The following is a 24783-nucleotide window of genomic DNA, read 5'->3' as shown; positions in this document are numbered from 1 at the left end:
CGTCTTGTCTGCCAATGCTGAACCCGTGGTACCCGAGCTGATTGACCTGCTGTCGTTGGAACGGCTGGAGGACAACCTGTTCCGTGGCCAGAGCCGCGATATCGGCACCAAATACGTGTTTGGCGGGCAGGTGCTGGGCCAGGCGCTGGCCGCTGCCCAGGCCACGGTCGAGAACGGGCGCCATGTGCATTCATTGCACGCCTACTTCCTGCGCGCCGGCAATATCGACCATCCGATCGTCTACGACGTTGACCGCACCCGCGATGGCGGCAGTTTTTCCGTGCGCCGGGTCACCGCTATCCAGCATGGCAAGGTGATTTTTTTCTGTGCAGCTTCCTTCCAGCAGGCTGAACGCGGCGCCGAACATCAGCTCAAGATGCCGGAAGTGCCGCAGCCGGAAGACATCGAACCCAACCGCCCGCTCCCACCAGATGTGCTCGAACGCCTGCCGGTAAAGGTGCAACGCTGGCTCTCGCGTGGCGGTCCGTTTGAGTTCCGCCACGTCTATCCGCGCGACGAACTCGACCCGCCCAAGCGCCCGCCCTATCACCAGGTATGGCTGCGTTTGAACGAAAAGGTCGGTGATGCCCCCGAACTGCATCAGGCGCTGTTGGCCTATGCCTCCGACTTCCACCTGCTGGGCACGGCCACGTTCCCGCACGGCATCAGCTATTACCAGCCGCATGTACAGATGGCTTCGCTCGACCACGCCATCTGGTTTCACCGCCCGTTCCGCATGGACGATTGGTTGCTGTACTCGCTGGACAGCCCAAGCGCGCAGGATTCGCGCGGGCTGGCGCGCGGCCAGTTCTTCACCCGCGAGGGCGTGCTGGTCGCCAGCACCGCGCAGGAAGGCTTGATCCGGGTAACGCCGGGCGATACCGACACGAGCAAGGGCTGAACCATGCGCAAGATTTTCAGCAGCCAACGTGTCGAAAATGCCGAAGGCGTGGCGCAGATGCTGCGCGACGCCGGCATCGAAGTCCGCGTCACCAATGGCCGGTCGTACCAGAGCAAACGCCGTGGCCAGTTCAGCTACCTGGACAAGAGCGGCGGCGGCAACCAACCGGCAGTCTGGGTGGTACATGCCAATGACCAGCCACGCGCGCGTGAAATCCTGCGCGATGCCCGTCTGCTGGACACCACCCGCCGCGACCACCCCACCGCCGAGTACGCCTTCCGCGACGATGTCCCGGCGCAGGCCGGTGGTCGCAGCTGGGCATGGCGCATCCGTATTGCCTTGTTGGTAGTCATTGCCGGCGTGGCACTGGTCATCATGCTGCGTCACCGCAGTGCGCCAACCCCACCTGTGGCCGCACCAGCGCAACAGGTGCAACCGGCGCCCGCGCCGGAGCAGCCCGAGGAAGTCCGCGTGCGCATTGAGCCCAGCGCGCCGCCGGCCCCGGCCAAGTAAGTCCGGTCACATTTGGCCCGCGCGCGCGTCATGTCCTGCATATCCTACGGGAACTGCCCATGACGAGCGCGATGCTGGAATCGATGCTGCAGAACGAACTGCCCGCTGCCCGCAAGGGCTGCACCCGGTCATACGGGCGCATCGTGCTGGCCTGCCAGAACACGGTGACATCCATTGCCCTGGCCATCACCCGCGACGTGCAGGCCAGCGAAGACATCGCCCAGGAAGCCTTCATCAAGGCCTGGCAGCAACTCACCCAGCTCAACAACAACGTCAGTTTCCTGCCGTGGCTGCGGCAGATCACCCGCAACCTGGCCCGCGATTGGCTGCGCGCCAATCACCAAAGGCCACTCAGCGGTGAAGCTGCGGAGATCGCAATCGGTATGGCTGCTGATCCCGCACCCGATGGCGCCGATGCAATGGTGCGGGTTGAGGAAGAACTGGCTGCCGAAGAAATCATTTCCGCCCTGCCCGAGGACAGCCGTGAGGCGCTACTGCTGTTCTATCGCGAAGGCCAGAGTTCGCAGCAAGTGGCCACGCTGCTCGGCCTGAGTGACGCCGCGGTACGCAAGCGCTTGTCACGTGCCCGCGCCACTGTGCGCGACGAAATGCTCAAACGCTTTGGCGAATTTGCCCGCAGTACCGCACCCGGGTCGGCCTTTGCCGCCGTGGTCAGCTCTGCCGTCATGTTGGCCGCACCCAGCACTGCCAGCGCGATTGCCATTGGCATGGCCGGCGCCGGAAAAGTCGGCGCTGGTGGCGTGGGTGCAAATACCGTCGGCGGTGGCGCTGCCGGTGGCGCGGTGGGCGCGGTCGCCAACGGGCTGATGCCCAACCCGCCGGACCTGTGGTTGATCTTCGGCGGCATCAGCATCGGCATGCTGGCGGCGTGGTTCGCCAGCCTCTATCTGCTGCGTTATGCGGAAACATCCGTTGAGCAGGTACAGGTGCGCAAATTCCTGCGTCTGCACAATGTGACCACCGTGCTGTTCTGCAGCTCCATGTTTGGCGTGGTGGCGTTGAAGCTGAGTGTGGTAACCGGGCTGACCGTGTTGGCCATCGGCATGATCGTGTTGAACTACCAGTACCTGATCACCCTGCCGCGGGTGATGGCACCGATGCTGGCGCGCGACGCCGCGCGGCACGGTCGCAACGGCCCCAGTTGGGTCTACCGCAGCATGTTCGGGCGCGCCGCGATGGTCACCGCCACTGTATTCACCGTGGCGATGGTGCTTTACACGATGCTGGTCAGGTAACCGCAGGACCGCTCTCGTAGCACGACAGCCATCAGCGGGCCACGGCGCCCCCATAGCGCATCCGGAAAGCTCGAATAACAACCGGCCGACTGCTACTCAACCTCTCTCTGCAAATGCGAAAACAAAACAGCCCCACTGCATGCAGCGGGGCTGTTGTCGATCGGCGCCTCTCCGGGTGTTACTTCGCTGCCGGAGTCAGCGGCACCATCGGCGTGCGCGGGCCATGTGAACCGCGCGGGCCATTCTTGCTGCGGGCCGCTTCCAACTCGGCTTGGCTCAACTTGCCGTCCTTGTCTGTGTCGGCCTTGGCAAACCACTCGGCACGACGTTGTTCGGCGCGGGCCTGACGGTCCGCTCGATCAATGTAGCCGTCTTTGTTCACGTCCAGACGATCGAATTGGGCGCGGTACTCAGCGGCACTGATACGCCCGTCGTTGTCCGCATCCATGCCACGCGTCATGAAGCCACCGTCGCGACCGCCGCGCATCCCACCGTGGTGACGGTCGTGGCGCATCCCATGACGCGGCGCCGGCATTTCATCGCGCGCCAGCTTGCCATCCTTATTCTTGTCCAGTTCGTCGAAACGCTGGGCCAGACGTGGATGTGCGGCCGCTTCCTGACGGTCGATCACACCATCACCGTTGCTGTCCATACGGACCGGGGCCGGTGTGGGGCCGGCGGGGGCGGCAGCAATCGCCAGACCGGTCGCCGAGGTCGCCAGCAGCATGGCCAGCAGAAGAAGAGGTTTACGTCGGGTCATTGTGCGGCTCCGTGGGTAGAAGAACAGACGCAGCATTGCGTCCTCACTACGGTCAACGCCCGGCAAGTGCGACGGTTGACCGCACCACCTGCCGTATTCATCACGCAGACAGGCGCATGTTTTGAGACCCACGGCGGCTATGCTCTGACCATGGCTTTACATCGCGACCCTGACCAAGAACTGCGCCTGTTCCAAACTGGCGAACACCCCTGCGGCTACTGGCCCGACCGACAGGCGCGCGACCTCGTGCTCGACCCGCAAGACGATCGCCTGGCCAGCCTGTATCCCATGGCGCTGAGCTGGGGGTTCCGCCGCTCCGGCGACCTGGTGTATCGCCCGCACTGCCAAGGCTGCCGCGCCTGCGTGCCGGTACGTATCCCGGTGAAGCGGTTTGCGCCTGACCGCAGCCAGCGCCGCTGCCTGGCGCGCAACACCGATCTGGAATGCCGCATCCTGCCGGCCGAGCGCACCGACGAGCAGTTCGCGCTTTACCAACGCTATCTACAGCACCGCCACGCTAAAGGCGGCATGGACGAACACGGCACGCATGAATTCGACCAGTTCCTGATCGGCAGCTGGGCGCACGGGCGCTTCATGGAAATCCGCATGCCGGCAACGGACGGCGGGCGCCTGTTGGCCGTCGCTGTCACCGACATCACCGAGCAGGGTTTGTCAGCGGTCTATACCTTCTTCGACCCGGAGGAAGAGAAGCGCGGGCTGGGTACGTTCGGCATCCTGCAGCAGATTGCCTGGGCGCAGCGCGTCGGTTTGCCACACCTTTACCTGGGCTACTGGATCCACGGCCATCGCAAGATGGGCTACAAGCGCCGCTACCAGCCGCTGGAATATTACGACGGACGGCGCTGGCTGCTGGCCGACCCCGCCAATGCGTCACTTGCACTTTGAATGGGGAGTCCCCAGACTCGCGCCGTCGTCGCGCATGCTGCGGCGGCACAGGGAAGTACCCTCAAACAATTTGGAATCTCACGTGAAAATTAAAATCCTGACGGTTGCTGCAATCACCCTCCTGTCACTGGCCGCTTGCAAGAAGGCAGAAACCCCGGCTGTTGACGCCGCCGCAGCCACCCCGGCCGCAGAAGTCACCCCGGCCCCCAGCACCGACACCGTGCAAGCCGGTACCGGTGTTGCTGAGTGCGACCAGTACCTGGAGAAGGTGTACGCCTGCATCAGCGACAAGGTGCCTGAAGCCCAGCGCGACATGATGAAGCAGGGCATCGAGCAGTCGAAGTCCGCCTGGAACGGCATCGCCGACAAGACCGCGCTGGCTGCGCAGTGCAAGACCGCAATGGAGCAGGCCAAGACCAGCTTCGGCGCAATGGGCTGCACGTTCTAATACGTGTCTCCTGCACCACCTCGACGCCCCGCTCCTGCGGGGCGTTGTTGTTTCTCGTCCTCGTCATGCAGGCATGAGAAAATGCGTCCATGCGCATCCCAACTCTCCTGCTCCCGATGACCCTGTTGCTGGCCGCCTGCACCACCACGAACGCAGCCGACAACACGCCCTCCACCGCCCAGTTGCGACTGGCCACCTACAACACATCGCTGTACTCCGATGACGAAGGCGGCCTGATCCGCGAGCTGCAGGGCGACAGCGCCCATGCCCGCAAGATCGCTGCCGTGCTGCAGCAGACGCGCCCTGATCTGGTCCTGCTCAACGAATTTGACTTCGACGACGCCCACCGCGCGGCGGATCTGTTCCAACAGCGTTACCTGGAAGTCGCCCAGCCCGGCGGCGGCGAGGCACTGCACTATGCCTACCGCTATCTGGCCCCGGTCAACACCGGCGTGCCGAGCGGCCTGGACCTGGACAACAACGGCACTGTCGGCGGCAAGGGCCGCGAGCGCGGCAACGATGCATGGGGCTACGGCCTGCACCCGGGCCAGTACGGCATGCTTGTGCTGTCCAAGTTCCCCATCGATGAAAAAGCAGTGCGCAGCTTCCAGTTGTTGAAGTGGAGCGCCCTGCCCGGCGCGCTGCGCCCAATTGACCCGAACACGGGCAAATCATTCTGGCCGGATGCGGTGTGGTCGCAGCTTCGGCTGTCATCCAAGTCGCATTGGGATGTTCCGGTAAACACGCCGCTTGGCACGGTGCATGTACTCGCCTCGCATCCAACGCCGCCGGTGTTCGATGGCAAGGAAAAGCGCAACGCCGCACGCAACCACGACGAACTGCGTCTGTGGAAGGACTATCTGGACGGTGGCGACAAGCCCTGGCTGTGCGATGACCAGGGCCGTTGCGGCGGTTTGGCCGCGGATGCGCGTTTCGTGATCGTTGGTGACCTCAATAACGACCCGGCAGATGGCGACGGCCGTCACGATGCCATCCTGGAACTGCTCGAACACCCGCGCGTGCTGCGCTACCCCACGCCATCCAGTAAAGGTGCCGAGGAAACCAGCTTGGCCTACGCCGAAAAGGGCATCACCCGTCGCGGCGCCCCGCAGCACGCCACCGGCGATTTCGGCCCTCGTTCGGGCACGATGCGGCTGGACTATGTGCTGCCATCAACCGGCTTGAGCTACATCGGCAGCGGCGTGTTCTGGCCAGCGAATGAAAGCCCGGAAGCAAAGATCGCCGATGGCAGCGACCATCATCTGGTCTGGGTGGACGTTCGCTAAGCGGCTCCGTCTGCACACAGAAAACGCCGGCGAAAGCCGGCGTTTTTGTATCTGCAAATCCAAGCCCGGGGTTGCGGGTTATGCGCGCAGCTCGATACCAATGGCTGACGCCGCATCACGCGCGATCGCACGTGCCTGATCCACATCCGCCGCGCGTGCGAGGGTGACACCCACGCGGCGCTGGCCCTGCACCATCGGCTTGCCGAACAGGCGCAGTGCCGAATCCGGGTGCACCAGTGCTTCGGCCACATTGCTGAAGAACGGCACGCCGTTGCCCTGCGCCAACATCGCGCAGGAAGCCGATGCGCCGTTGTGGCGGATGGTCGGAACCGGCAAGCCAAGGATGGCGCGCGCATGCAGTGCGAATTCGCTCAGTTCCTGCGACACCAGCGTTACCAGACCGGTGTCATGGGGGCGTGGCGACACTTCACTGAACCACACCTCGTCGCCCTTCACGAACAACTCCACACCAAACAGGCCCCAGCCACCGAGGTCATCGGTGATGGCGCGCGCGACGTCCTGGGCGCGTTCCAGCGCCTTGGCCGACATCGCCTGCGGCTGCCAGCTTTCGCGGTAATCGCCGTCCTTCTGCAGGTGGCCCACCGGATCGCAGAACGCTGTACCGCCGGCATGGCGCACGGTCAGCAGGGTGATTTCGTAATCAAAGTCGATGAAACCTTCGACGATGCAACGGCCCGCACCGGCACGGCCGCCGGTCTGGGCGTAATCCCACGCCGGGCCGATATCGGCATCGCTGCGAAGCGTGCTTTGCCCCTTGCCGGAAGACGACATCACCGGCTTGACCACGCACGGCAGGCCGATAGCGGCGACCGCCTCGCGGTATTCGGCTTCGGTATCGACAAAACGATATGCCGAGGTTGGCAGGCCCAGGGTTTCGGCGGCCAGACGGCGGATGCCTTCGCGATCCATGGTCAGGCGCGCCGCGCGTGCGGTCGGGATCACCCGCAGGCCGTGTTCGGCTTCCAACTGCACCAGGGTTTCGGTATGGATGGCCTCGATTTCAGGTACCACCAGATGCGGCTTCTCCTGCTCGATCAGCGCCTTCAATGCGGCGGGATCGAGCATGTCGAGCACATGGCTGCGGTGGGCGACCTGCATGGCCGGGGCATTGGCGTAACGGTCGGCGGCGATCACCTCCACGCCAAAACGCTGCAGCTCGATGGCCACTTCCTTGCCCAGTTCGCCGGAGCCGAGGAGCAGAACGCGGGTGGCGGACAGGGACAGCGGGGTACCGAGGGTGATCATCAGGCAGTTCCGGGCAGGCGCTAAAGAGGATGCACATTCTAGGACGTGCCCTGCGCTGCCGTGCACTCGGCGGATGTCTCGGGCGATTACAGCCGGGCACCCAGCTGGCCCGTCGCCAGCCCTAAGCACGCCCCATTGAGGGAGTGGCTCATTCCCCCTCCAATCCCGCCCCACCCGATGCGCTTACCCGGCCTGGGTTCCCGCCGCTCAGCACAGGGCGGCGGCCAAGGACTGGAGCGATCTCCGGCCGCTCGGGAAAGGCACCCCTCACCTCACCGCCCGGCACTTGCGAGTTGATATCAATTTGATATCTTTCAACCCAACCACCACGGAAGATCCGCCATGAAAGAGAAGTCCATCAGCTCCCTGTCCGGCATCCCCACCCTGCTCGGCATGCTTGTCCTGATGCTGGCCGGCGCCGGCGCCATCATCCTAGCCGCGATGCTCAATACGAATGGCGTCAGCGGCGGCGGCTGGCTGGTTCTCAGCGGCATCGTGCTGGTGACCGTCGGCATCTTCCTCAGCTGCGGTCTGTACATGGTTCAGCCCAACCAAGTGGCAGTGCTGAGCCTGTTCGGCAAGTACGTTGGCACCGTCAAGGACAACGGCCTGCGCTGGAACAACCCTTTTTTCAGCAAGCGCAAAGTCAGCCAGCGCGTGCGCAATTTTGAAAGTGGCAAGCTCAAGGTCAACGAGTTGGGCGGTTCGCCCATCGAAATCGCTGCCGTCATCGTCTGGCAGGTGGTTGATGCGTCCGAGGCCGTCTACAACGTGGACGACTATGAGAGCTTCGTGCACATCCAGTCCGAGTCCGCACTGCGTGCAATGGCCACCAGCTATCCGTACGACCAGCACACCGATGGTCAGCTGGCACTGCGCAGCCACGCGGCCGAAATCTCCCAGCACCTGAAAGACGAACTGGCCGAACGCCTCGCCGATGCCGGCGTGCAGGTGATCGACGCACGCATCAGCCACCTCGCCTACGCACCAGAAATCGCCCAGGCCATGCTGCAGCGCCAGCAGGCCAGCGCGGTGATCGCGGCGCGCACACAGATCGTCGCCGGCGCGGTGGGCATGGTCGAAATGGCCCTGCTGGAACTACAGAAGAACGCCGTGGTTCACCTGGACGAAGAGCGCAAGGCACAGATGGTCAGCAATCTGCTCACGGTGTTGTGCTCCGATCGCGGCACCCAGCCGGTCATCAATGCCGGCTCGCTGTACTGATTACGTAATGAGGTAATGGAAGTGAATGCAATCGCCCCCCTGATCATCGCCGCCACTGGCATCCCCGCACTGTGCTTTGCTACCTGGAGCGGTCGCCCCGGCACCGCGCATGCACGCGGCATGGGCCTGCGCTGGGCGCTGATCGCGCTATGTCTTTTCATCGGCGCCATTGGCGTGTACTTGGCCGGCGACAACCGCAACATCGCTTACGGCGTTGTGATCGCACTGGTAGTGGCGGTCAACGCGCTGGGAGTGTCGCTGGTGCTGCACCTGCGCCGCGACAACAACGGGGCACCCAGGAAGTGAACGAAAAAAAGGCCTACCCGCTGCGAATCAACGCTGAAGTACTGGCGGCGACCCAGCGCTGGGCCGACGACGAACTGCGCAGCCTCAACGCGCAGATCGAGTACGTGATACGCGACGCCCTGCGCAAGGCCGGGCGACTTCCACAACCCAAGTCAGATACCGAGGAAGATCAATGAGCAAGCGCTGGCAGTACCTCACCATCGAAATGCCTCCTTCAATGATGAAAGGTGGTCCACACCCGGAAAAGGTGCAGGCCGAACTCACCAAACAGGGCAACCTGGGCTGGGAACTGGTCAACATGGTGCATTACGGTCAGCTCTCGCCCGGGCTACTGATCTTCAAAAAGGAGCAGTAATGAAGCGTCTCAGCGGATGGATCTCGGCCATGCTGCTCATGACATCGGCCACCAGTTTTGCCGCCGACGCACCGGCCACACTGGCCACACGGCTGCTCGATCAACTCGATGCTGCGCAGTACAGCGCAGCTGAAGCGATGTTTTCAGCGGAGATGAAGGCCGCCGTGCCGGCCGACAAACTCCAGGCGGTGTGGGAATCGTTGCCTGCGCAGATGGGCGCTGCCGGCAAGCGCGGTGATGCGCAAACCAGTGAGGCGGAAGGCTTCCGTATCGTCGTCATTCCACTGGAATACGCCAAGGGGCGGTTGCAGGCACGCATCGTGCTGGACAAGGACGACAAGGTTGTCGGCTTCCTGGTGCAACCGGCCGCACCGCCGCCAGCCACTGCACCTGCGGTAGATGCCGCCTTCATCGAACAGCCTTTCATCGTGCCGATTGGGCCGGAAGGAAAGAACGGCCTGCCCGGCACACTGGCGCTGCCCAAGGGCAATGGGCCGTTCCCGGCGGTGGTACTGGTGCACGGCTCCGGTCCGCAGGACCGTGATGAAACCATCGGTCCGAACCGCCCGTTCCTGGACATCGCACGAGGCCTCGCCGCGCAGGGTATTGCCGTGCTGCGCTACGAAAAACGCACGCATGCGCGCCCACAGGATTTCAGCGGTGCCTTCAGCATTGATGATGAAACCACCGACGATGCCGTCGCCGCTCTTGCCGCGCTCACCGCGACGGCAGGCATCGACGCCAAACACATCTACGTGCTCGGCCATAGCCAGGGCGGCATGCTGGCCGGCCGCATCGCCAAGGCCAGTGACGGCAAGCTTGCCGGCCTGGTGCTGCTGGCTGCACCGGTGCGCCCCATTCTCGACATCCTTGCCGAGCAGAACCGCTATCTGGTCAGCCTCGACGGGAGCATCAGCGCCGAGGAGCACGCTCACCTCGACGCATTGAATGCGGCCATTGCCAAGGTACGACGCGACCCGGACGCGACATTGATGAATCTGCCCGGTCGCTTCTGGCAGCAGCTTGAGCAGGTGGATCCAGTAGCCGATGTGCGCGGCAGCGGCCTGCCCGTCTTACTGCTGCAAGGCGGCCGCGACTTTCAGGTAGTCGACGCCGAATGGCAGCTGTGGAAGAAGGGCCTGCAGGGCGAACGCTATCGCTTCCATCACTACCCCGCCCTTAACCATCTGGGCATCACCAGCAATGGCAAAGGCGGGATGGCGGAGTACGAACAACCCGGCCATGTCGATACAGGCCTGATCGATGACATCGCCCAGTGGATCAAGGCACGCCCATGAGCAGCCGCCACACCTCAACCGCCTCGAGCCCCCTCAAGGTCGCCGCCCCGACCAGCTCGCTGCTGTTCTGGTTGTGGGCACCCCTGCTGCTGGTGCTCAGCATCGACCCGTTGATCCAACTGTTCGCCGGCAAACCGCCATTCGATGCCTCCATCAACTCGTGGGGCGGCTGGCTGGTACTGCCACTGGTGGGAGGCGCGTTGACTCTGGCCTACCTTCGTCGTGAACTGCGCCTGGAGCCCCAGCAACTGACCATTGCCGCCACGCTGTATACCCGGCGGGTGCCACTGAGCTCGATGCGGCTGGACCGCGCCCGCGTCGTCAACTTCGCCGAAAACCCCGACTTCAAACCGGGCATGAAATCCAACGGCTTTCAGTTCCCGGGGTTCCGTGCCGGCCACTTTCATATGAAGGATGGTGGCAAGGGCTTTTGCCTGATCACCGATGACAGTCGCGTGCTGGTAATCCCCCTGCGCGATGGCAACAGTGTGCTGATCAGCCCCGAGCAGCCACGCGCTCTGCTCGAAGAACTCAAGCAACTGGCCGACAGTCGCAACCGGGCCTAAGCTGGCCACATGCGCAACGCTCCCCATCTCCTGCTCAACACGCCGGACATCGAAATCTGGCCCGGCGGCCTACTGCGCGCGCGCAGCAACCACGATGCGCGTCTGCTGGCGCGGGCCAGCCATGTGCTGCGCCGTAAATGTGATGGCCGCTATCTTGCGGTGCAACTGCCGCGTGGCCTGATGCCGTTGATCACCCGGCTGCCGGAAGTACCCGGCATTGACCACGCGCTGTCACTACTGGACGCGCATCTGTCGCTACCCGCACGCATCCCGCCGCCGCAAGGCGAACTGCCGCTGCATCAACTCCAGCACCGCCTTGACCAGTTGGGCCTGGACAGCGATGACTACGCTGCAGAAACCGGGTTGTGGCTGATCGCCGAACCGGCGCATCTGGTACTGGCAGGCTTCGACCGTTATCGCCGCCCGTTGTGGCTGACCCGCCCCGCAGCACGCAGCTGGCAGCGCATGCATGACGCCGCTGCCGCCAGCGGCATCGCGATGGACGCGATTTCCGGCTATCGCAGCCATGACTATCAGCTGGGCATCTTTGAACGAAAACTCGCGCGCGGGTTGAGTGTGTCCGACATCCTCACTGTCAACGCAGCACCGGGCTTCAGTGAGCACCACGGCGGCAACGCGCTGGACATCGGCGCGCCCGGTGAACCCCCAGCCGAAGAATCCTTCGAACACAGCGATGCCTTCGCCTGGCTGCAACAGCATGCCGCTGATTACGGTTTCCATATGAGCTACCCGCGCGACAACCCGCACGGCATCATTTACGAGCCATGGCATTGGTGTTGGATGGGCATTGCCTGAAACCGCTGTATTCCTACGGAAGTGCGGCGGCCTCAATCGCACTGAATCACCCTCACTCGACTTTCAAAGAGAGAGCGCCCATGGACGGACACAACCCTTATCAAAGCTCCACTGCACCGGTGATGCAGGTGCACAAGCGGCTCGAGGCCGATATTCCCGACACCATCACCTCGCCCATCCGCAATGGATGGATCACAGCCTGTGTGTCATGCGCATTGACGCTGATCCTGACGGTGGTTTCCATGACCTCTGTTTCCGACAGCAGTGAGCCGGTGTTCAGCGCGTGGAATTTCGTCGACGTGGCGCTGATTGCCGCGCTTGCCTTCGGCATCTACAAACGCAGCCGAACCGCAGCAACCATCATGTTCGTGTACTTCGTGCTGTCCAAAATTCTCATCATGCTCGACACCGGCCTCCCCACAGGGCTGATCCTCGGTCTGGTGTTTGCGACGTTTTATTTCCGCGCGATGACCGCCACCTATCGCTATCATCGGCTCCTCAAAGAGTGGCAGCGCAATCCGCCTGCACCGCGCAAATCACTCGCAGACAGTCCCGCATTCAACCGTAGTGGTCCGGATGCAGGCGCATCCTGACGCGACACCCGCCCCATCGTTACCACCGGAATAACGCGTCATGGACGACAGCCCCTATCGCAGCAGCGCGGTCAGCATCGAGGTCGCAGCACGTGGACCACTGGCAAAAGCCATCGTCTTGATGGCAACTACAGGCGCACTACTGGGCATCACCCAATTGATCATGACGGTATGGGCATGGCGAATTGAGGCGGTCTCGCAGAACGTGACGCTCTGGATCATGCTGGGCAACAGCCTGCCGTACTTCGTACTGGCCTATGGCACGTACCGTCGCAGCCGCATCTGTGCATGCCTGCTGCTGTTGTATTCCGAGCTGCATGCCCTGCTCATTGTCTGGCTGTTTTCGCCACTACCTGCCTATGCCTTGCTGGCCCCACTGGCGCTTTTGTTGCTTCTGGTCATCGGCACCCAGGCGGTATTCCGCAGCCACCGCTTTTGATTGAAGACGGCAAGGTGCTCAGTCCTGCGAACGATTGGTCTTGAGTTTGGGGTCTGCAGTGAAGTCAGCAATACGCCAGAGATAAAGGCTGGCATAGGTACGGTACGGCCCCCAGCGTTCACCACGCTCGGCCAACGCCTTGGGCGTCAGCATCGCCTCGGCGCCATCCACACGCTGCGCACCTTTGCGGATGCCCAGGTCATCAATGGGCAGGATGTCCGGCCGGCCAAGGCGGAACATCAGCATCATCTCCACCGTCCAACGGCCGATGCCACGCACCGGCACCAGCGCATTGATGATGTCCTCATGGCCCATCACCGCCATCTGTCGCAATGAAGGCAGTTCGCCCGCCGCTTCACGACGCGCGAGGTCTCGCAGCGCCAATGCCTTGTTACCGGAGACACCACAGGCGCGCAGCGCCGCGTCATCGATCACACCCAGCGTACCGGCATGCAGACGCTTGCTGCCGATGGCCGCCTCCACCCGGCCGACGATGGTCGATGCCGCCTTGCCGCTGAGCTGCTGGAATAAAATGGCGCGCGCCAGCGCATCCACCGGATCAAACGATTTACGCCAGCCATCGGGCGCTGGCAGCGGACCGAGCCGGCGAATCCATGTCGCCAGCCGCCTATCCTTACGCTGCAAGTGCTCCAGTGCCTGCTCGACATCAAAGCCACGCGCATAACGAGGCATGACGTCAGCGCTTCAACGCACTGAAAGCCAGCAACACCCAGCCGCCCATCAAAGTCATGCCACCGAACGGCGCGAGCGTGGTGGGCCATTTCATCAGCACGTTGCCGGCCAGACTGCCTGAGAACAGCAGCGTCCCCAATAGCAGCACGCAAAGGGCAATGCGCCCGAGCGGATGCTGTGACTTCGCTCCTAGCGCCGCCAATGCCACGCCATGCCCAAACGCATACAGCGCTGCAGTGTTCAGATGCGACTGCGCCAAAGGCTCGGTCACGCCATGCGAGGCATAAGCTGAAAGCCCCACCGCCGCCGCTGCCAACAGCCCCCCACAAAACGCCAGGAAAGAAGGCTTATTTTTACGCCGCTCCTGCAGAAACATGTCGTACTCCCCTCATCCGATAGCCAGTTTAGATGGCCATAAAAAAAACGCGCCGCAGGAAGCGGCGCGTTTTCTGACAATCATCTCATCGTCAACAACCGGGCGATTACTTGACTGCCCAGTAGATGTCGTAGCTGCCTTCCGTGGTGAAGCCCTTGGCCACGCCACCCTTCCAGGACTCGTACGGACGATCGATCACTTCGCTACCGGTGGTCGTCGCCCATGCACGCAGTGCGTTACGAGCGATATCCAGACCTGCCATGTGGCCGGTGTAGGAAGCAAAAGCGGCGCGACGGGCATCTGCATGCACATACTTGACCGGGTTGCCCGCCGGGACCTTGACATTCAACTGACCATCGACAGCAGCCACGGCAACCGGAGCGGCAGCGGCCTTGTCAGCCTCGCCTTCCTTCTTGTCAGCGGCCGGAGCAGCACCACTGCGCTTGCGCACCGGCTGCACCACGTCGAACGCATACTTCTCGGCACCGAAATCGGTGGTCACGATGCGCACCGGACCGGCGGCTTCAAGACCATTGGCCTCCATCGTGCGCTTGATCCATTCCTGGTTGTCCTCGATGGACTGGCGGATGCTGTCGTTGTTGCGATCGATGTTGCCGGCGTTGACCACCAGCAGATCTTCTGCCGGCACGTCCACAACCTTCAGGTCGGTCAGCGGGGCATCGGGAGCGCGGTAATCCACGTTCGGCACCGAGGCCAGCATGTTGGCCATACGCCCCAGGCCCAGCTTGACGTCATCACCAATATGGCGGCTCACGTACAGGCCAGCATAGCGACCGAACAGGTCGAAGCCGTACTTGACGCTGTACTCCTGCGTGATCTTGACGTTGCGGTCGTTCTTACCGGTCGGCTCAAGAGTGAAGGCAGTGACCTTGTCGTGACCACGGGTCTGGTCATCGATGGCAATCACGACGCGCTTGTTCTTCTCGCTTTCGGTGATCTCCCAGCTACCCTGGCCCAGCGTGCTGTCCTTGGAGCTGTAATCCATGCGGGCGCCCTTGCCGGCGTCCGGACCGCTGAACTTCAGTTCCACGCCCTTATCGCGCAGCACCAGCGGGTTCCAGTCCTTGAATCGGCGCAGGCTGTTGACCGTGTCATACACGATCGTCATCTTGCGGTTGGTTTCGATGCTTTCAGAAATATGGCGCTCGCCCGGCAAGCACACGCCAATGATGACGAACAGGCCAGCCACGATCCCCAAGGCAATCAGGAACTCGATAATACGGGTCATTCAAGAGTCTCCGTGGCCGATCCCACGGCCGGGTTGATTGAAGCGAAGCCCCCATCCTAGCAGGCTTTTCGCACGTTGTTGATTACAAATGGCGTACCGGTTTCCTTGCCCGATTACGGCATCCCATCGCTCGGGCGCAAGGTAACGCATCCATTACCAACGATACGCGCCTTCTGGCGATAGCACGGGCCGTTGGGCGGCCCCTGCTGTCCATTTTCACCTCAGTCCGCAGGCGAGCACCAGCATTTATGCATGTTTTTTTAAAGACAAGCCGTTGCCATGTGTCAGTGGAAGCCCTCATCGGCAGAATCCGGCTCAACTGAAGGATGGCGACACACATTCGTATCGACCCAACCGAGCCGCCTCCGCCGCTCGAACGCCCGCCGCGCATTGGCAGCGGGCCAACCATCCCGTCACTCAGACCAACTGCAGCTCAAAGGCCTTGAGCACGGCCCGGGTGCGGTCACGCACGCCAAGCTTGGAAAGAATGTTGGAGACGTGATTTTTGATGGTGCCCTCCGCCACCCCAAGTGAATTGGCGATTTCCTTGTTGGAGAAGCCGCTGGCCATCAGCCTCAGAATTTCGGTCTCCCGGTCGGTGAGCGGGTCAGGCCGATCCAGGCTGACGAACTCGTTGCGCATGTGCTCCAAGCCCGACAACAGCCGCTGGGTCACCGCCGGCTGAACCAACGAGCCACCGCCTGCCACCGTGCGGATTGCCCCCACCAGCTGTTCCAGCGTCACGTCCTTAAGCAGGTAGCCCTTGGCGCCCGCCTTGAGTCCAGCCAGCACGAGCTGGTCGTCGTCGAAGGTGGTCAGGATGATCGAAGGCGGTAGCTGGCCCAGGCGACTCAAGGTCTGCAACGCTTCGAGGCCGGACATCATCGGCATGCGCATGTCCATCAGCACGACATCCGGCTTGACGACAGGAATCACTTCCACCGCATGGCGGCCGTCGGTCGCCTCGGCAACTACTTCAATGCTGTCATCCAGCGCCAGCAAGGAGCGGATGCCCTGCCGTACCAGAGTTTGGTCGTCGACCAGGCAGACACGGATCATCAACTCACTCCTTGGGGCCCTGAGGCCAACATCATATTGGTTGCCACCGGCAGACTGGCGCGAAGGCGGAAACCCTCACCCCGACGCGCGGACACATCAAAGCCACCGCCGTACTCGGCCAGCCGTTCACGCATGCCGCGCAGGCCATTTCCCGGCAGGATCTCATCCACTTCGCCGCCGATGCCGTCATCACGCGCATCGATGACGATGTTGTCACCTTCTTTTTCTACCCGTATCCACAGATTGTGAGCGCCGGCATGGCGCACTGCGTTGGTGATGATCTCCTGGGTGCAGCGCAGCAGAACGTGAGCCCGCTCGGGGTCATCGACGTTTAGCGGTTCGTCCACTTGCAGGTGGATATCCAGCGACGGCACCCGTTCAGTCAGGGGCCGCAACGCGGCGACCAGGTCGATAGCGCCGCTTTCACGCAGTTGACTGACCGCTTCACGCACGTCGGTAAGGAGTAGCTTGGCCAGCGTGTGGGCCTGGCGCACATGCTCCTGGGCCTGGCCTTCGGTGATATGCCCGGCAACTTCCAGATTCAGGCTGAGCGCGGTCAGGTGATGACCCAGCAGGTCATGCAGCTCACGGGAGATGCGGGTGCGCTCGTTTACCCGGGCGCTTTCGGCCAGCAGCAGGCGGGTTGCCCGCAACTCGGCATTGAGCCGGCGCTGCTCTTCCCGGGCTTGAGTCTGCTGGCGTGCCACCAAGCTGGTCACGAACACAAACATCGAGAATCCGCCGTACAACAGCGACTGCAGCAGTGCTTCAAACAGCGGCAGCCCCATGATCAGGCTGTAGACCGGCAGCACCGCCAGCTGGCTCACCACCAGCCAGATCACCCCGACCCGCTTGCTCAGCAGCCACGGGATCACCCCGGCCGCCACCATCATCAGGATGCTGCCCAGGCCGGTACCGGAGATGTAACTCACCGCCAGCGCCGAAATGGTCAGCACCAGCAAGGCCAATCGGTCATACCAACCGGTATGGCCGGCCGCGCTAAGCCCCCGGGTCAGCCAGAAGTAGCAGCCACCGAAAGCCAGGTATGCGGCGAACAACCAAGTCGCCTCGCCCGCACCGGGCTGGATCATGCCCTCTTCGGGAGCGTATTGGGTGTAGACCAATGGCAAGCTGACCAAGGCCCAGGTGAACAGGCCGGCCAGGCGGAGAACGCGGGTGTGACTGAGATGTCCCAACATGCGCCCATGTTAAGGAACACGGAGGCTTTGCGCCCTCCCACGGAAGTCATGCATCCCACCGGCATGGCCGACGCTCGCCCGCCTCGCCCCCCCCATGCGATAATCACCCGCAAAGCCTCAGGGTCCACCGTTTTACCCCACGGAGTCACAATGTCGATTGTCATCCGCGACGTGCGCGAGCATGAGCTCGATTCCGTCCTGGCACTGAACAACAACGCGGGCCTTGCCATCCTGCCGCTCGACGCCGCCAAAGTCCGGCGCTTCTACGAGACCGCAGAGTATTTCCGGGTCGCCGAGCGTGACGGCAACATGGCCGGGTTCCTGGTGGGTTACGGCAGCCACAGCCCCCACGACAGCTGCAACTTCGCCTGGTTCCAGCAGCGCTACCCCAGCTTCTTCTATATCGACCGCATCGTGGTGGCCAGCCGGCGCCGTGGTGGTGGTGTCGGCCGTGCGTTCTATGCCGATGCCCAGAGTTATGCCGAGCTGCGTTACCCGCAGATGGCCTGTGAAGTGTTCCTTGACCACGGCGCCGACGCCGCACTGCTGTTCCATGGCAGCTTCGGTTTCCGCGAAGTGGGCCAGAACACCATGCCATCGGTGGATGTCCGCGCCAGCATGCTGCTCAAGGAACTGTGCAGTTATGAATGGGTGAAAGAGACCTACGGCGACAACCTTCCCGACGTTCCCTGGGTGGGCAACACACGTCGGCCGCTGCAACACCGGTCGACGGGAACCTGAGATGGCAGTGAATTTGGATTACGAACAAGCTGGTGAGCTGAAAATCGGGCAGGTCGGCATTGCCAACCTGCGTATCCGCACCCTTGATGTGGCGCGTCTGGTTCAGGAAATGCACGAGCGCGTGTCCCGCGCACCGAAGCTGTTCGGGCGGGCGGCAGTGATTCTGGACTTCGGCGGGTTGAGCCAACTCCCAGATCTGGCAACCGCCCAGGACTTGCTCAACGGCCTGCGCCAGGCCGGCGTACTGCCGGTGGCGCTGGCCTACGGCACACAGGAAACCGAACAATTGTCCGAACAACTTGGCCTGCCACTTCTGGCCAAGTTCCGCGCCCAGTACGAGCGCACGGCAGGTGAACCGGCACCGACACCGGCAACCGCCCCGCCACCGCGTGTGGCAGAACCCAAATCCAAGCCCGCACCGGCAGCCGCTTCAGCAGCCGCACCGCAACCCGGGCGCATGCAGCGCACAACTGTCCGCTCCGGTCAGCAACTCTATGCCGAGAACTGCGACCTGACCGTACTTGCAACAGTGGGTGCCGGCGCCGAGGTGATCGCCGACGGCAGCATCCACATCTACGGTACGCTGCGGGGCCGTGCACTGGCAGGCGCACAAGGCAATGAGGGCGCGCGGATTTTCTGCCGCGACTTCCACGCTGAACTGGTCGCCATTGCAGGACGTTACAAGGTACTGGACGATATTCCCGACAATCTGCGCGGCAAAGCCGTGCAGGTCTGGCTGGAACAGGACCAGATCATGATCGCTGCGCTGGATTGACGCAGCTCACTAGAAACATTCAGGAGAGATCCTTTGGCTGAAATCATCGTAGTCACTTCCGGCAAAGGTGGCGTTGGCAAGACGACGTCCAGCGCCAGCATCGCGTGCGGGCTTGCTCGTCGCGGCAAAAAAGTTGCCGTCATCGACTTTGACGTCGGCCTGCGCAACCTTGACCTGATCATGGGCTGCGAGCGCCGGGTGGTGTATGACTTCGTCAACGTCGTCCATGGCGAAGCCACGCTGAAGCAGGCGCTGATCAAGGACAAGCGTTTTGACAACCTGTTCGTGCTGGCTGCTTCGCAGACCCGCGACAAGGACGCGTTGAACAAGGAAGGCGTGGAGAAGGTCCTCAAGGACCTGGCCGCCGATGGCTTCGACTTCATCATCTGCGACTCACCGGCGGGTATCGAGAAGGGCGCGTTCCTGGCGATGTACTTCGCTGATCGCGCCGTTGTCGTGGTGAACCCGGAAGTGTCTTCGGTACGCGACTCGGACCGCATCATTGGCCTGCTCGATTCCAAGACCGCCAATGCCGAAGCCGGCAAGAGCGTACCCGCCTACCTGCTGCTCACCCGCTACAGCCCGTCGCGCGTTGAGACCGGTGAGATGCTGAGCATCACCGACGTGGAAGAAGTGCTGGGCCTGAAGGCCATCGGTGTCGTGCCCGAATCCGGTGACGTGCTCAACGCCTCCAACAAGGGCGAACCGGTGATCCTGGACAGCGAATCGCCAGCCGGCCAAGCCTACGACGATGCCGTCGCACGCATTCTCGGTGATGAGCGCCCGATGCGCTTCATCACGGTTGAGAAAAAGGGCTTCTTCAGCAAGCTGTTCGGAGGGTGAAGATGGGACTTTTTGATTTCCTCAAGGCCAAGAAGACCACCGCAGAAACCGCCAAGAACCGCCTGCAGATCATCATTGCGCAGGAGCGCAGCCATCGCGGCGGTCCCGATTACTTGCCGCTACTGCAGCGCGAGCTGCTGGAAGTGATCAAGAAGTACGTCAACATCGATGCTGACGCGGTGAAGGTGGATCTGGTCAAGGATGGCGAGCACGACGTGCTCGATATCTCCGTGGCCCTACCGGAAGGCCCCCAGGCCTGATTACCGCAATACCCTTCCGGGGCCGCTGAATCCAGCGGCCCCGGTGGTTTTGAAGCCCATGCCCGACCTGACCACCCCCGACGCCACCGCCGACATCCTGTGTGTGGGTGATATCCACTGGGACGACGCTGCCGCCCTGCTCGGCCGCCACGGCCTGCGCCTCAATCACGTTGCGGCCGGTGAAAAAATCCCCGGCAGTTACTGGGGCGAACCCGAGGCCGGCATCATCGCCTGCGATGTCTATGTGCGCGACGACACGCCGGTGCATTCGATGCTGCACGAGTCCTGCCATCTCATCGTGTTGCCGCCTGAACGGCGTGCGCAGGTACATACCGACGCTACCGATTCGGTACCCGAGGAAGACGCCACCTGCTATCTGCAGATTGTGCTGGCGGGGCAGTTGCCCGGCGTCGGCAGCGCGCGCCTGATGACAGACATGGATGCGTGGGGTTACACCTACCGTCTGGGTTCAACACAGGCATGGTTTGAGCAGGATGCTGACGATGCACGCCAGTGGTTGATCGAGCGCGAGTTGTTGCCGGTTTCGTAAGAGCAAAGTGAGCTACTGGACTGGCTGTCCCGAGCAAGAGCCAGCCCTCCCCGACCCTCCCTTGCCTTAACGGTAGAAGCAGGGATGTTTCCGGCGACGGGTCAGATTGGCGAGCACCTGCCTCAGCGGCTCATCCAGGCATACGTCATGCCGGCAGCGAACTACTCATGTCGAGGGTGACCCGAGTGCCGCGTTCGGGCTGCGATTGAATGTCCAGCTTCCAGCCCAGGTGATCGCATAGCCGCGCGATCAAATCCAGACCGATTCCCAACCGCATATTGCGTTCGCCCTTGGCCATGCGTGCATACACCTGCGCCACTTCTTCCGGGCTCATGCCATGACCGGGATCTTCGATGGTGACCACGGCCTGCGGCGATACCGTCAGGCGAATCACGCCACGGTCACTGCTCTCGATAGCGTTGCGCAACAGGTTGCCAATGGCAGCCTGCACCACGCCGAGCGGCGCCAACACGCGGCATTCGTCGAGCTGCTGCAACGCCAGGTCCAACTCTTTGCCGCTGGCCAGGTGACGATGGTCCTCGACGATCTCCGGCAACAGTTGATCCAACGCCACCAGCTCGCTCATCGCTGCCAGCTTGGCCGGGTCGCGCACCAACACCAACAGCAGTTGGATCAGCTGTTCGACGCCAGCCGTGGTATTGCGAATCCGCTGCAATTGCTGTCGTGCTTTCACCGGCAACTCAGGTTGCTCCAGCGCCAACTCGGTCGCGCCGCCAATCACTGCAATCGGCGTGCGCAGTTCATGGCTCGCGGTACTGATGAACACCCGCTCGCGTTCGACGAAGTGCTCATTGCGCTGCAGGTAATCATTCAATGCGCCGGCGATGACCTCCAGCTCCGCACTGCCGCCCGAACGCACTACCACCTTCTGCCCGCGCAGCTCCGGCCGCAACGCGCCGATATCCTGCGCCAGCGTCGACAATGGCCGCACCAAACGATTCATGCCGACCCACGCCATCAACAGCGTGACCAGCACCAAGGCGACACCGGCAAGCATTGCCCAACGGGTGGCGAAATGCTCCAGCTCGGCGAAGTCGGTGATGTCCAACACCAGCACCACGCGGCCGAAGTCGGAGGTGTCGCGCACCATCGCCGCACTTTTTCGGCCTTCCAGCAGTGCTCCGTCGTGCAGGCCGGGCCTCAACTCAGCCAACGAATCGGGCAAGGGTTGCGACGGGTTGCCACCGAAGAAAAACAGCGTGTCCGAATCCTGCCAATGGTAGTCAGCATCTACGCGCATGTGCGCCAGAATGCTGTCCAGCTCGGTGTTCAACAACGAACGCCAGACCGCGTGCTCGGCGTGCTCATGCACATAGTTGGCCGCACCAAACACCGCCAGCGTGATCAGGGCTAGATACGCCCCCAGCCACCCGAGCAACTTGCGCCGCAAAGTGGGCCGCTTCATGGCGCCTTGTCCGTCCCGCTTGGTACCGACAACCGGTAACCCACACGCGGCAACGTATGCAGCAACTTCTGCTCGAACGGGCCATCAACGGCGCGGCGCAACTCATAGATATGCGAGCGAAGCATGTCGCCGTCCGGTGGCTCGTCGCCCCAAAGCGCGAATTCGAGCTGGTCGCGGGTAACTGCAGCCGGGCTGGCACGCATCAACAACTCCAGCAGCTTGCGGCAGGCTGGATAAAGATGCAGTACCTGGCCAGCGCGCTGCGCTTCCAGCGTGCCCATGTCCAGGGTGAGGTCGTGCACTTCCAGCACCTTGCGCGGATTGCGGCCCTTGATGCGGGCCATGACTGCCTCAAGGCGGACTTCCAGCTCGGGCAGGTCGAACGGCTTGGTCAGGTAGTCGTCGGCACCGGCGCGAAAGCCAGTGATCTTGTCCGGCAACTCATCACGAGCGGTCAGCATGATGACGGGCACCTCGGAACGGTGCTCTTCACGCAGAAGGCGCAGGACTTCCGGGCCTTCCATGCGCGGCAGCATCCAGTCGAGCAGGATCGCGTCGTAACTCTGAGTGCCGGCCAGATGCAGGCCGGTGACACCATCCGGGGCCACGTCGAGCACATGACCGCGCGCTTCGAAGTAGTCGAACAGGTTGGCAATCAGATTGCGATTGTCTTCAATGACCAGCAGCCGCATGCAGGCAGAACCTTCAAAGCCCCGCACTTTGGGGGCGAACCTGCACATCCTAGCGCCGGGGTCGTCGGAATGCCGTCGAAACGGCGGATGGCGATTCTGACGCGCTTCCAACGCCTGACGCGTCATCATCCCGCCGTCCAACCCAACGAGCCCCCAGTGCGCCCGTCCAATCCCCGCCCCCATTCGACCTCCCTGTGGTTTGCCATCGTCATCGCGCTGGTCATCGCCAGCCTGCTGGCTGGGCTCGGCATGCGCTCACCGCAGCCGCCGGATGAACCCCGCTTCGTGCTGGCCGCCCGGCACATGGTCGAAACCGGGCAATGGCTGCTGCCCCACCGCGGCAGCGAGCTGTATGCCGAAAAGCCGCCGACCTTCATGTGGATACAAGCCGGCACCTACAAGCTGCTGGGCAGCTGGAACCTATCTTTCCTGGTGCCGTCATTGCTGGCGGCACTGCTGACGCTATGGCTGACCTGGGATATGTCACGCCGCCTGTGGAACCGGCAGGTGGCGCGCTACGCGGTCCTGGGGCTGTTTGTCTGTATCCAGTTCGGGCTGATGGCCAAGCGGGCGCAGATCGACATGGTGCTGATGGGCATGACCACGCTGGCCCTATGGGGCTTGCTGCGCCATCTGCTGCTAGGTCCAAATTGGGGCGCGTTGGCACTGGCAGCGTTCGCTGCCGGCGTGGGCACCGTGACCAAGGGCGTAGGCTTCCTGCCGCTGCTGATCCTGCTGCCTTGGCTTGCCTGGCGCTGGCGTCATCCTCGGGCGCCGGGCCCAGGCCGCAGCTGGGCGTGGTGGCTACTCTTGCCTGCCTTCATTGCCGGCACGGCGGTGTGGCTGGGGCCACTGGCCATCGCCCTGCTGAAGAATCCGGACCCCGGGCTGCAGGCCTATGCGCATGAGCTGCTATTCAAGCAGACCGGCACCCGCTACGCCAACGCCTGGCATCACACGCAGCCCGCCTGGTACTACCTGCAGGTGATGGTCACCCTGTGGCTGCCGGGCAGCCTGCTGCTGCCCTGGCTGCTGCCGGCGTGGTGGCGCCGCTGCCGCCGTGCCGACCCGCGTTACCTCCTGTTGCTGGGCTGGGCGCTGCTGGTGCTGCTGTTCTTCAGCGCCAGCCCCGGCAAACGCGAGGTCTACATCCTGCCGATGCTGCCCGCGTTGGCCATTGCCGCTGCACCGTTGCTGCCGGGCCTGCTGCGGCGCACCGGCGTGCGCTGGGTGCTGCTGCTGTACGTACTGGTGCTGGCGATAGCGACGCTGGTGGTCGGCTATGGCGCAGTGCACGGCGACGGCTGGGCGCAACGCAATGCGGTCAAACGGGCCATCGACCTGTGGGTACTGCCGCGCGTGGGCTGGTGGCTGCTCGGCTTTGGTGCGGCAACGCTGGTACTGGCTATCGTGCTGCGGCTGCGTCGTGTCGGTTTGGCCGTGGTGCTGACCACGGTGCTGCTGTGGTCGATGTATGGGCTGGGTGCCATGCCGGCGCTGGACCCCTACAGCTCAGCCTCGCTGGTGATGGACAAGGTGCGCGCGCGCATTGGTCCGGATGCGGAGTTGGGCATGGTGGCCTGGCGCGAACAGAACCTGCTGCAAACCGATCCCCAAGCCACGGATTTCGGCTTCAAACGGCCGGTGGGTGAGCAATGGGAGGACGCCGCCCGCTGGGTTACCCAGGCGCCGACGCGACGCTGGTTGTTCGTACTGGACGCGGCAATGTCGCCCTGTGTCGATAAAGCACAGGTTATCGACATCGGCAGTGCCAACCGCAACAACTGGCAGCTCCTACCGGGCACTGCATTGGATGCGGCCTGCATCGCACGCACCCACGGCGTGGTTCCTAGTGGCAATGCCGCTGTTGAGGACAACAACGACTAAGCCGCGCTGGACGTCGATTGCCCGGCAGGCAACGGAGGGGCAATCGACATCACGCGCACTGACTTGAACCGCAGCACCCGCTCCAACATAAATCCGACAC

At 62.9% G+C, this 24783-nt stretch carries 30 protein-coding genes; 21 read left to right on the top strand and 9 right to left on the bottom strand.

All coding sequences use genetic code 11. The features are described 5' to 3' along the window. Positions 1-4: 4 nt before the first annotated feature. Genes tesB through PAN08_RS06265 form a run of 3 tightly spaced genes read left to right on the top strand, consistent with a single transcriptional unit; the run spans position 5 to position 2670 of the window. The gene (gene tesB, locus PAN08_RS06275; protein ID WP_269790611.1) at positions 5-901 is read left to right on the top strand and encodes an acyl-CoA thioesterase II; all 897 of its coding nucleotides are present in this window, start codon (positions 5-7) and stop codon (positions 899-901) included. 3 nt (positions 902-904) lie between these two features. Next, a complete protein-coding gene (locus PAN08_RS06270; RefSeq protein WP_269790610.1) occupies positions 905-1414 on the top strand; it encodes a pathogenicity-like protein in 510 nt (169 codons plus the stop codon). 59 nt (positions 1415-1473) lie between these two features. Continuing rightward, positions 1474-2670 carry an RNA polymerase sigma factor gene (locus PAN08_RS06265; protein ID WP_269790609.1) on the top strand — a complete coding sequence of 399 codons (1197 nt, stop codon included), beginning with the start codon at positions 1474-1476 and terminating at the stop codon, positions 2668-2670. A gap of 178 nt (positions 2671-2848) precedes the next feature. On the opposite strand, the gene PAN08_RS06260 is transcribed toward PAN08_RS06265, so the two are convergent. Continuing rightward, positions 2849-3430 (bottom strand): EF-hand domain-containing protein, encoded by a 582-nt coding sequence (locus PAN08_RS06260; RefSeq protein WP_269790608.1) that lies wholly within the window; start codon positions 3428-3430, stop codon positions 2849-2851. 150 nt (positions 3431-3580) lie between these two features. On the opposite strand from PAN08_RS06260, the gene PAN08_RS06255 reads away from it, so the two are divergent. From PAN08_RS06255 to PAN08_RS06245, 3 genes are all read left to right on the top strand, one after another. Continuing rightward, positions 3581-4336, top strand: coding sequence for an arginyltransferase (locus PAN08_RS06255; RefSeq protein ID WP_269790607.1), 756 nt, complete (start codon positions 3581-3583; stop codon positions 4334-4336). 82 nt (positions 4337-4418) lie between these two features. Next, on the top strand, positions 4419-4784 hold the full coding sequence (locus PAN08_RS06250; protein ID WP_269790606.1) for a hypothetical protein: 366 nt from the start codon (positions 4419-4421) through the stop codon (positions 4782-4784). 116 nt (positions 4785-4900) lie between these two features. After that, positions 4901-6070 carry an endonuclease/exonuclease/phosphatase family protein gene (locus PAN08_RS06245; RefSeq protein ID WP_269791190.1) on the top strand — a complete coding sequence of 390 codons (1170 nt, stop codon included), beginning with the start codon at positions 4901-4903 and terminating at the stop codon, positions 6068-6070. Positions 6071-6148: 78 nt separating this feature from the next. Here PAN08_RS06245 and purT read toward each other — a convergent pair whose 3' ends face one another. Beyond that, a complete protein-coding gene (gene purT / locus PAN08_RS06240; RefSeq protein WP_269790605.1) occupies positions 6149-7336 on the bottom strand; it encodes a formate-dependent phosphoribosylglycinamide formyltransferase in 1188 nt (395 codons plus the stop codon). A gap of 342 nt (positions 7337-7678) precedes the next feature. Here purT and PAN08_RS06235 point away from each other — a divergent pair, with 342 nt between their 5' ends. From PAN08_RS06235 to PAN08_RS06195, 9 genes are all read left to right on the top strand, one after another. Beyond that, positions 7679-8560, top strand: a complete 882-nt coding sequence (locus PAN08_RS06235) for an SPFH domain-containing protein (protein ID WP_269790604.1) — start codon at positions 7679-7681, stop codon at positions 8558-8560. 21 nt (positions 8561-8581) lie between these two features. Further along, a complete protein-coding gene (locus PAN08_RS06230; RefSeq protein ID WP_269791189.1) occupies positions 8582-8866 on the top strand; it encodes a hypothetical protein in 285 nt (94 codons plus the stop codon). Beyond that, a complete protein-coding gene (locus PAN08_RS06225; protein ID WP_269790603.1) occupies positions 8863-9042 on the top strand; it encodes an Arc family DNA binding domain-containing protein in 180 nt (59 codons plus the stop codon). The genes PAN08_RS06230 and PAN08_RS06225 overlap by 4 nt, the downstream gene beginning before the upstream one ends. After that, positions 9039-9221, top strand: coding sequence for a DUF4177 domain-containing protein (locus PAN08_RS06220; protein WP_269790602.1), 183 nt, complete (start codon positions 9039-9041; stop codon positions 9219-9221). Before PAN08_RS06225 ends, PAN08_RS06220 begins: the two co-directional genes overlap by 4 nt. Next, on the top strand, positions 9221-10519 hold the full coding sequence (locus PAN08_RS06215; RefSeq protein ID WP_269790601.1) for an alpha/beta fold hydrolase: 1299 nt from the start codon (positions 9221-9223) through the stop codon (positions 10517-10519). The genes PAN08_RS06220 and PAN08_RS06215 overlap by 1 nt, the downstream gene beginning before the upstream one ends. Then, positions 10516-11085, top strand: a complete 570-nt coding sequence (locus tag PAN08_RS06210) for a PH domain-containing protein (protein WP_269790600.1) — start codon at positions 10516-10518, stop codon at positions 11083-11085. The genes PAN08_RS06215 and PAN08_RS06210 overlap by 4 nt, the downstream gene beginning before the upstream one ends. Positions 11086-11094: 9 nt before the next feature. After that, positions 11095-11901 (top strand): M15 family metallopeptidase, encoded by an 807-nt coding sequence (locus PAN08_RS06205; RefSeq protein WP_269790599.1) that lies wholly within the window; start codon positions 11095-11097, stop codon positions 11899-11901. Between the two features lie 80 nt (positions 11902-11981). Continuing rightward, the gene (locus PAN08_RS06200) at positions 11982-12494 is read left to right on the top strand and encodes a hypothetical protein (RefSeq protein WP_269790598.1); all 513 of its coding nucleotides are present in this window, start codon (positions 11982-11984) and stop codon (positions 12492-12494) included. A 40-nt stretch (positions 12495-12534) separates the two neighbouring features. Next, the gene (locus PAN08_RS06195; RefSeq protein WP_269790597.1) at positions 12535-12933 is read left to right on the top strand and encodes a hypothetical protein; all 399 of its coding nucleotides are present in this window, start codon (positions 12535-12537) and stop codon (positions 12931-12933) included. 18 nt (positions 12934-12951) lie between these two features. Here PAN08_RS06195 and PAN08_RS06190 read toward each other — a convergent pair whose 3' ends face one another. From PAN08_RS06190 to PAN08_RS06170, 5 genes are all read right to left on the bottom strand, one after another. Then, on the bottom strand, positions 12952-13626 hold the full coding sequence (locus PAN08_RS06190; RefSeq protein WP_269790596.1) for a DNA-3-methyladenine glycosylase: 675 nt from the start codon (positions 13624-13626) through the stop codon (positions 12952-12954). A gap of 4 nt (positions 13627-13630) precedes the next feature. Next, positions 13631-14002, bottom strand: coding sequence for a DUF423 domain-containing protein (locus tag PAN08_RS06185; RefSeq protein ID WP_269790595.1), 372 nt, complete (start codon positions 14000-14002; stop codon positions 13631-13633). A 106-nt stretch (positions 14003-14108) separates the two neighbouring features. Continuing rightward, a complete protein-coding gene (locus PAN08_RS06180; RefSeq protein ID WP_269790594.1) occupies positions 14109-15251 on the bottom strand; it encodes an SRPBCC family protein in 1143 nt (380 codons plus the stop codon). 417 nt (positions 15252-15668) lie between these two features. Continuing rightward, complete coding sequence (locus PAN08_RS06175; protein WP_057634576.1) at positions 15669-16310, bottom strand: response regulator transcription factor; 642 nt, start codon at positions 16308-16310, stop codon at positions 15669-15671. Continuing rightward, complete coding sequence (locus tag PAN08_RS06170; protein WP_269790593.1) at positions 16310-17509, bottom strand: sensor histidine kinase; 1200 nt, start codon at positions 17507-17509, stop codon at positions 16310-16312. Before PAN08_RS06170 ends, PAN08_RS06175 begins: the two co-directional genes overlap by 1 nt. A gap of 150 nt (positions 17510-17659) precedes the next feature. On the opposite strand from PAN08_RS06170, the gene PAN08_RS06165 reads away from it, so the two are divergent. From PAN08_RS06165 to PAN08_RS06145, 5 genes are read left to right on the top strand one after another with little or no spacing between them, the layout of a single operon-like run. Next, positions 17660-18250 (top strand): GNAT family N-acetyltransferase, encoded by a 591-nt coding sequence (locus PAN08_RS06165; RefSeq protein ID WP_269790592.1) that lies wholly within the window; start codon positions 17660-17662, stop codon positions 18248-18250. A gap of 1 nt (position 18251) precedes the next feature. Next, entirely contained in the window at positions 18252-19025 is a 774-nt protein-coding gene (gene minC / locus PAN08_RS06160) for a septum site-determining protein MinC (RefSeq protein ID WP_269790591.1), read from the top strand. Between the two features lie 33 nt (positions 19026-19058). Next, on the top strand, positions 19059-19868 hold the full coding sequence (gene minD / locus PAN08_RS06155; RefSeq protein ID WP_269790590.1) for a septum site-determining protein MinD: 810 nt from the start codon (positions 19059-19061) through the stop codon (positions 19866-19868). A 2-nt stretch (positions 19869-19870) separates the two neighbouring features. Next, a complete protein-coding gene (gene minE, locus PAN08_RS06150; protein WP_057634586.1) occupies positions 19871-20128 on the top strand; it encodes a cell division topological specificity factor MinE in 258 nt (85 codons plus the stop codon). A gap of 58 nt (positions 20129-20186) precedes the next feature. Continuing rightward, positions 20187-20678: a hypothetical protein gene (locus PAN08_RS06145; protein ID WP_269790589.1), complete on the top strand. Its 492-nt coding sequence runs from the start codon at positions 20187-20189 to the stop codon at positions 20676-20678. 145 nt (positions 20679-20823) lie between these two features. On the opposite strand, the gene PAN08_RS06140 is transcribed toward PAN08_RS06145, so the two are convergent. Together PAN08_RS06140 and PAN08_RS06135 are read right to left on the bottom strand one after the other, a co-directional pair. Beyond that, a complete protein-coding gene (locus tag PAN08_RS06140) occupies positions 20824-22104 on the bottom strand; it encodes a HAMP domain-containing sensor histidine kinase (RefSeq protein WP_269790588.1) in 1281 nt (426 codons plus the stop codon). Beyond that, positions 22101-22796: a response regulator transcription factor gene (locus tag PAN08_RS06135; protein ID WP_269790587.1), complete on the bottom strand. Its 696-nt coding sequence runs from the start codon at positions 22794-22796 to the stop codon at positions 22101-22103. Before PAN08_RS06135 ends, PAN08_RS06140 begins: the two co-directional genes overlap by 4 nt. A 249-nt stretch (positions 22797-23045) precedes the next feature. Here PAN08_RS06135 and PAN08_RS06130 point away from each other — a divergent pair, with 249 nt between their 5' ends. Further along, positions 23046-24683, top strand: coding sequence for a glycosyltransferase family 39 protein (locus tag PAN08_RS06130; protein WP_269791188.1), 1638 nt, complete (start codon positions 23046-23048; stop codon positions 24681-24683). Positions 24684-24783 lie beyond the last annotated feature (100 nt).

This window comes from Stenotrophomonas sp. Iso1, assembly GCF_027497995.1.
Lineage (GTDB): Bacteria > Pseudomonadota > Gammaproteobacteria > Xanthomonadales > Xanthomonadaceae > Stenotrophomonas.
The sequence above is the reverse complement of the archived record's forward strand: the minus strand, read 5'-3'. Positions and strand labels throughout refer to the sequence as shown.

Bases quoted from the DNA above. Each gene is read 5' to 3' on its own strand.
- PAN08_RS06170 (WP_269790593.1), bottom strand. From the start codon at position 17,509: ATGTTGGGACATCTCAGTCACACCCGCGTTCTCCGCCTGGCCGGCCTG.
- PAN08_RS06220 (WP_269790602.1), top strand. From the start codon at position 9,039: ATGAGCAAGCGCTGGCAGTACCTCACCATCGAAATGCCTCCTTCAATG.
- minE (WP_057634586.1), top strand. From the start codon at position 19,871: ATGGGACTTTTTGATTTCCTCAAGGCCAAGAAGACCACCGCAGAAACC.
- PAN08_RS06175 (WP_057634576.1), bottom strand. From the start codon at position 16,310: ATGATCCGTGTCTGCCTGGTCGACGACCAAACTCTGGTACGGCAGGGC.
- PAN08_RS06260 (WP_269790608.1), bottom strand. From the start codon at position 3,430: ATGACCCGACGTAAACCTCTTCTTCTGCTGGCCATGCTGCTGGCGACC.
- PAN08_RS06130 (WP_269791188.1), top strand. From the start codon at position 23,046: ATGCGCTCACCGCAGCCGCCGGATGAACCCCGCTTCGTGCTGGCCGCC.
- PAN08_RS06190 (WP_269790596.1), bottom strand. From the start codon at position 13,626: ATGCCTCGTTATGCGCGTGGCTTTGATGTCGAGCAGGCACTGGAGCAC.
- PAN08_RS06235 (WP_269790604.1), top strand. From the start codon at position 7,679: ATGAAAGAGAAGTCCATCAGCTCCCTGTCCGGCATCCCCACCCTGCTC.
- PAN08_RS06205 (WP_269790599.1), top strand. From the start codon at position 11,095: ATGCGCAACGCTCCCCATCTCCTGCTCAACACGCCGGACATCGAAATC.
- PAN08_RS06210 (WP_269790600.1), top strand. From the start codon at position 10,516: ATGAGCAGCCGCCACACCTCAACCGCCTCGAGCCCCCTCAAGGTCGCC.
- PAN08_RS06270 (WP_269790610.1), top strand. From the start codon at position 905: ATGCGCAAGATTTTCAGCAGCCAACGTGTCGAAAATGCCGAAGGCGTG.
- PAN08_RS06145 (WP_269790589.1), top strand. From the start codon at position 20,187: ATGCCCGACCTGACCACCCCCGACGCCACCGCCGACATCCTGTGTGTG.
- PAN08_RS06195 (WP_269790597.1), top strand. From the start codon at position 12,535: ATGGACGACAGCCCCTATCGCAGCAGCGCGGTCAGCATCGAGGTCGCA.
- PAN08_RS06265 (WP_269790609.1), top strand. From the start codon at position 1,474: ATGACGAGCGCGATGCTGGAATCGATGCTGCAGAACGAACTGCCCGCT.
- PAN08_RS06255 (WP_269790607.1), top strand. From the start codon at position 3,581: ATGGCTTTACATCGCGACCCTGACCAAGAACTGCGCCTGTTCCAAACT.
- purT (WP_269790605.1), bottom strand. From the start codon at position 7,336: ATGATCACCCTCGGTACCCCGCTGTCCCTGTCCGCCACCCGCGTTCTG.
- PAN08_RS06135 (WP_269790587.1), bottom strand. From the start codon at position 22,796: ATGCGGCTGCTGGTCATTGAAGACAATCGCAATCTGATTGCCAACCTG.
- PAN08_RS06140 (WP_269790588.1), bottom strand. From the start codon at position 22,104: ATGAAGCGGCCCACTTTGCGGCGCAAGTTGCTCGGGTGGCTGGGGGCG.
- PAN08_RS06180 (WP_269790594.1), bottom strand. From the start codon at position 15,251: ATGACCCGTATTATCGAGTTCCTGATTGCCTTGGGGATCGTGGCTGGC.
- PAN08_RS06245 (WP_269791190.1), top strand. From the start codon at position 4,901: ATGACCCTGTTGCTGGCCGCCTGCACCACCACGAACGCAGCCGACAAC.
- PAN08_RS06215 (WP_269790601.1), top strand. From the start codon at position 9,221: ATGAAGCGTCTCAGCGGATGGATCTCGGCCATGCTGCTCATGACATCG.
- PAN08_RS06200 (WP_269790598.1), top strand. From the start codon at position 11,982: ATGGACGGACACAACCCTTATCAAAGCTCCACTGCACCGGTGATGCAG.
- PAN08_RS06185 (WP_269790595.1), bottom strand. From the start codon at position 14,002: ATGTTTCTGCAGGAGCGGCGTAAAAATAAGCCTTCTTTCCTGGCGTTT.
- PAN08_RS06165 (WP_269790592.1), top strand. From the start codon at position 17,660: ATGTCGATTGTCATCCGCGACGTGCGCGAGCATGAGCTCGATTCCGTC.
- minC (WP_269790591.1), top strand. From the start codon at position 18,252: ATGGCAGTGAATTTGGATTACGAACAAGCTGGTGAGCTGAAAATCGGG.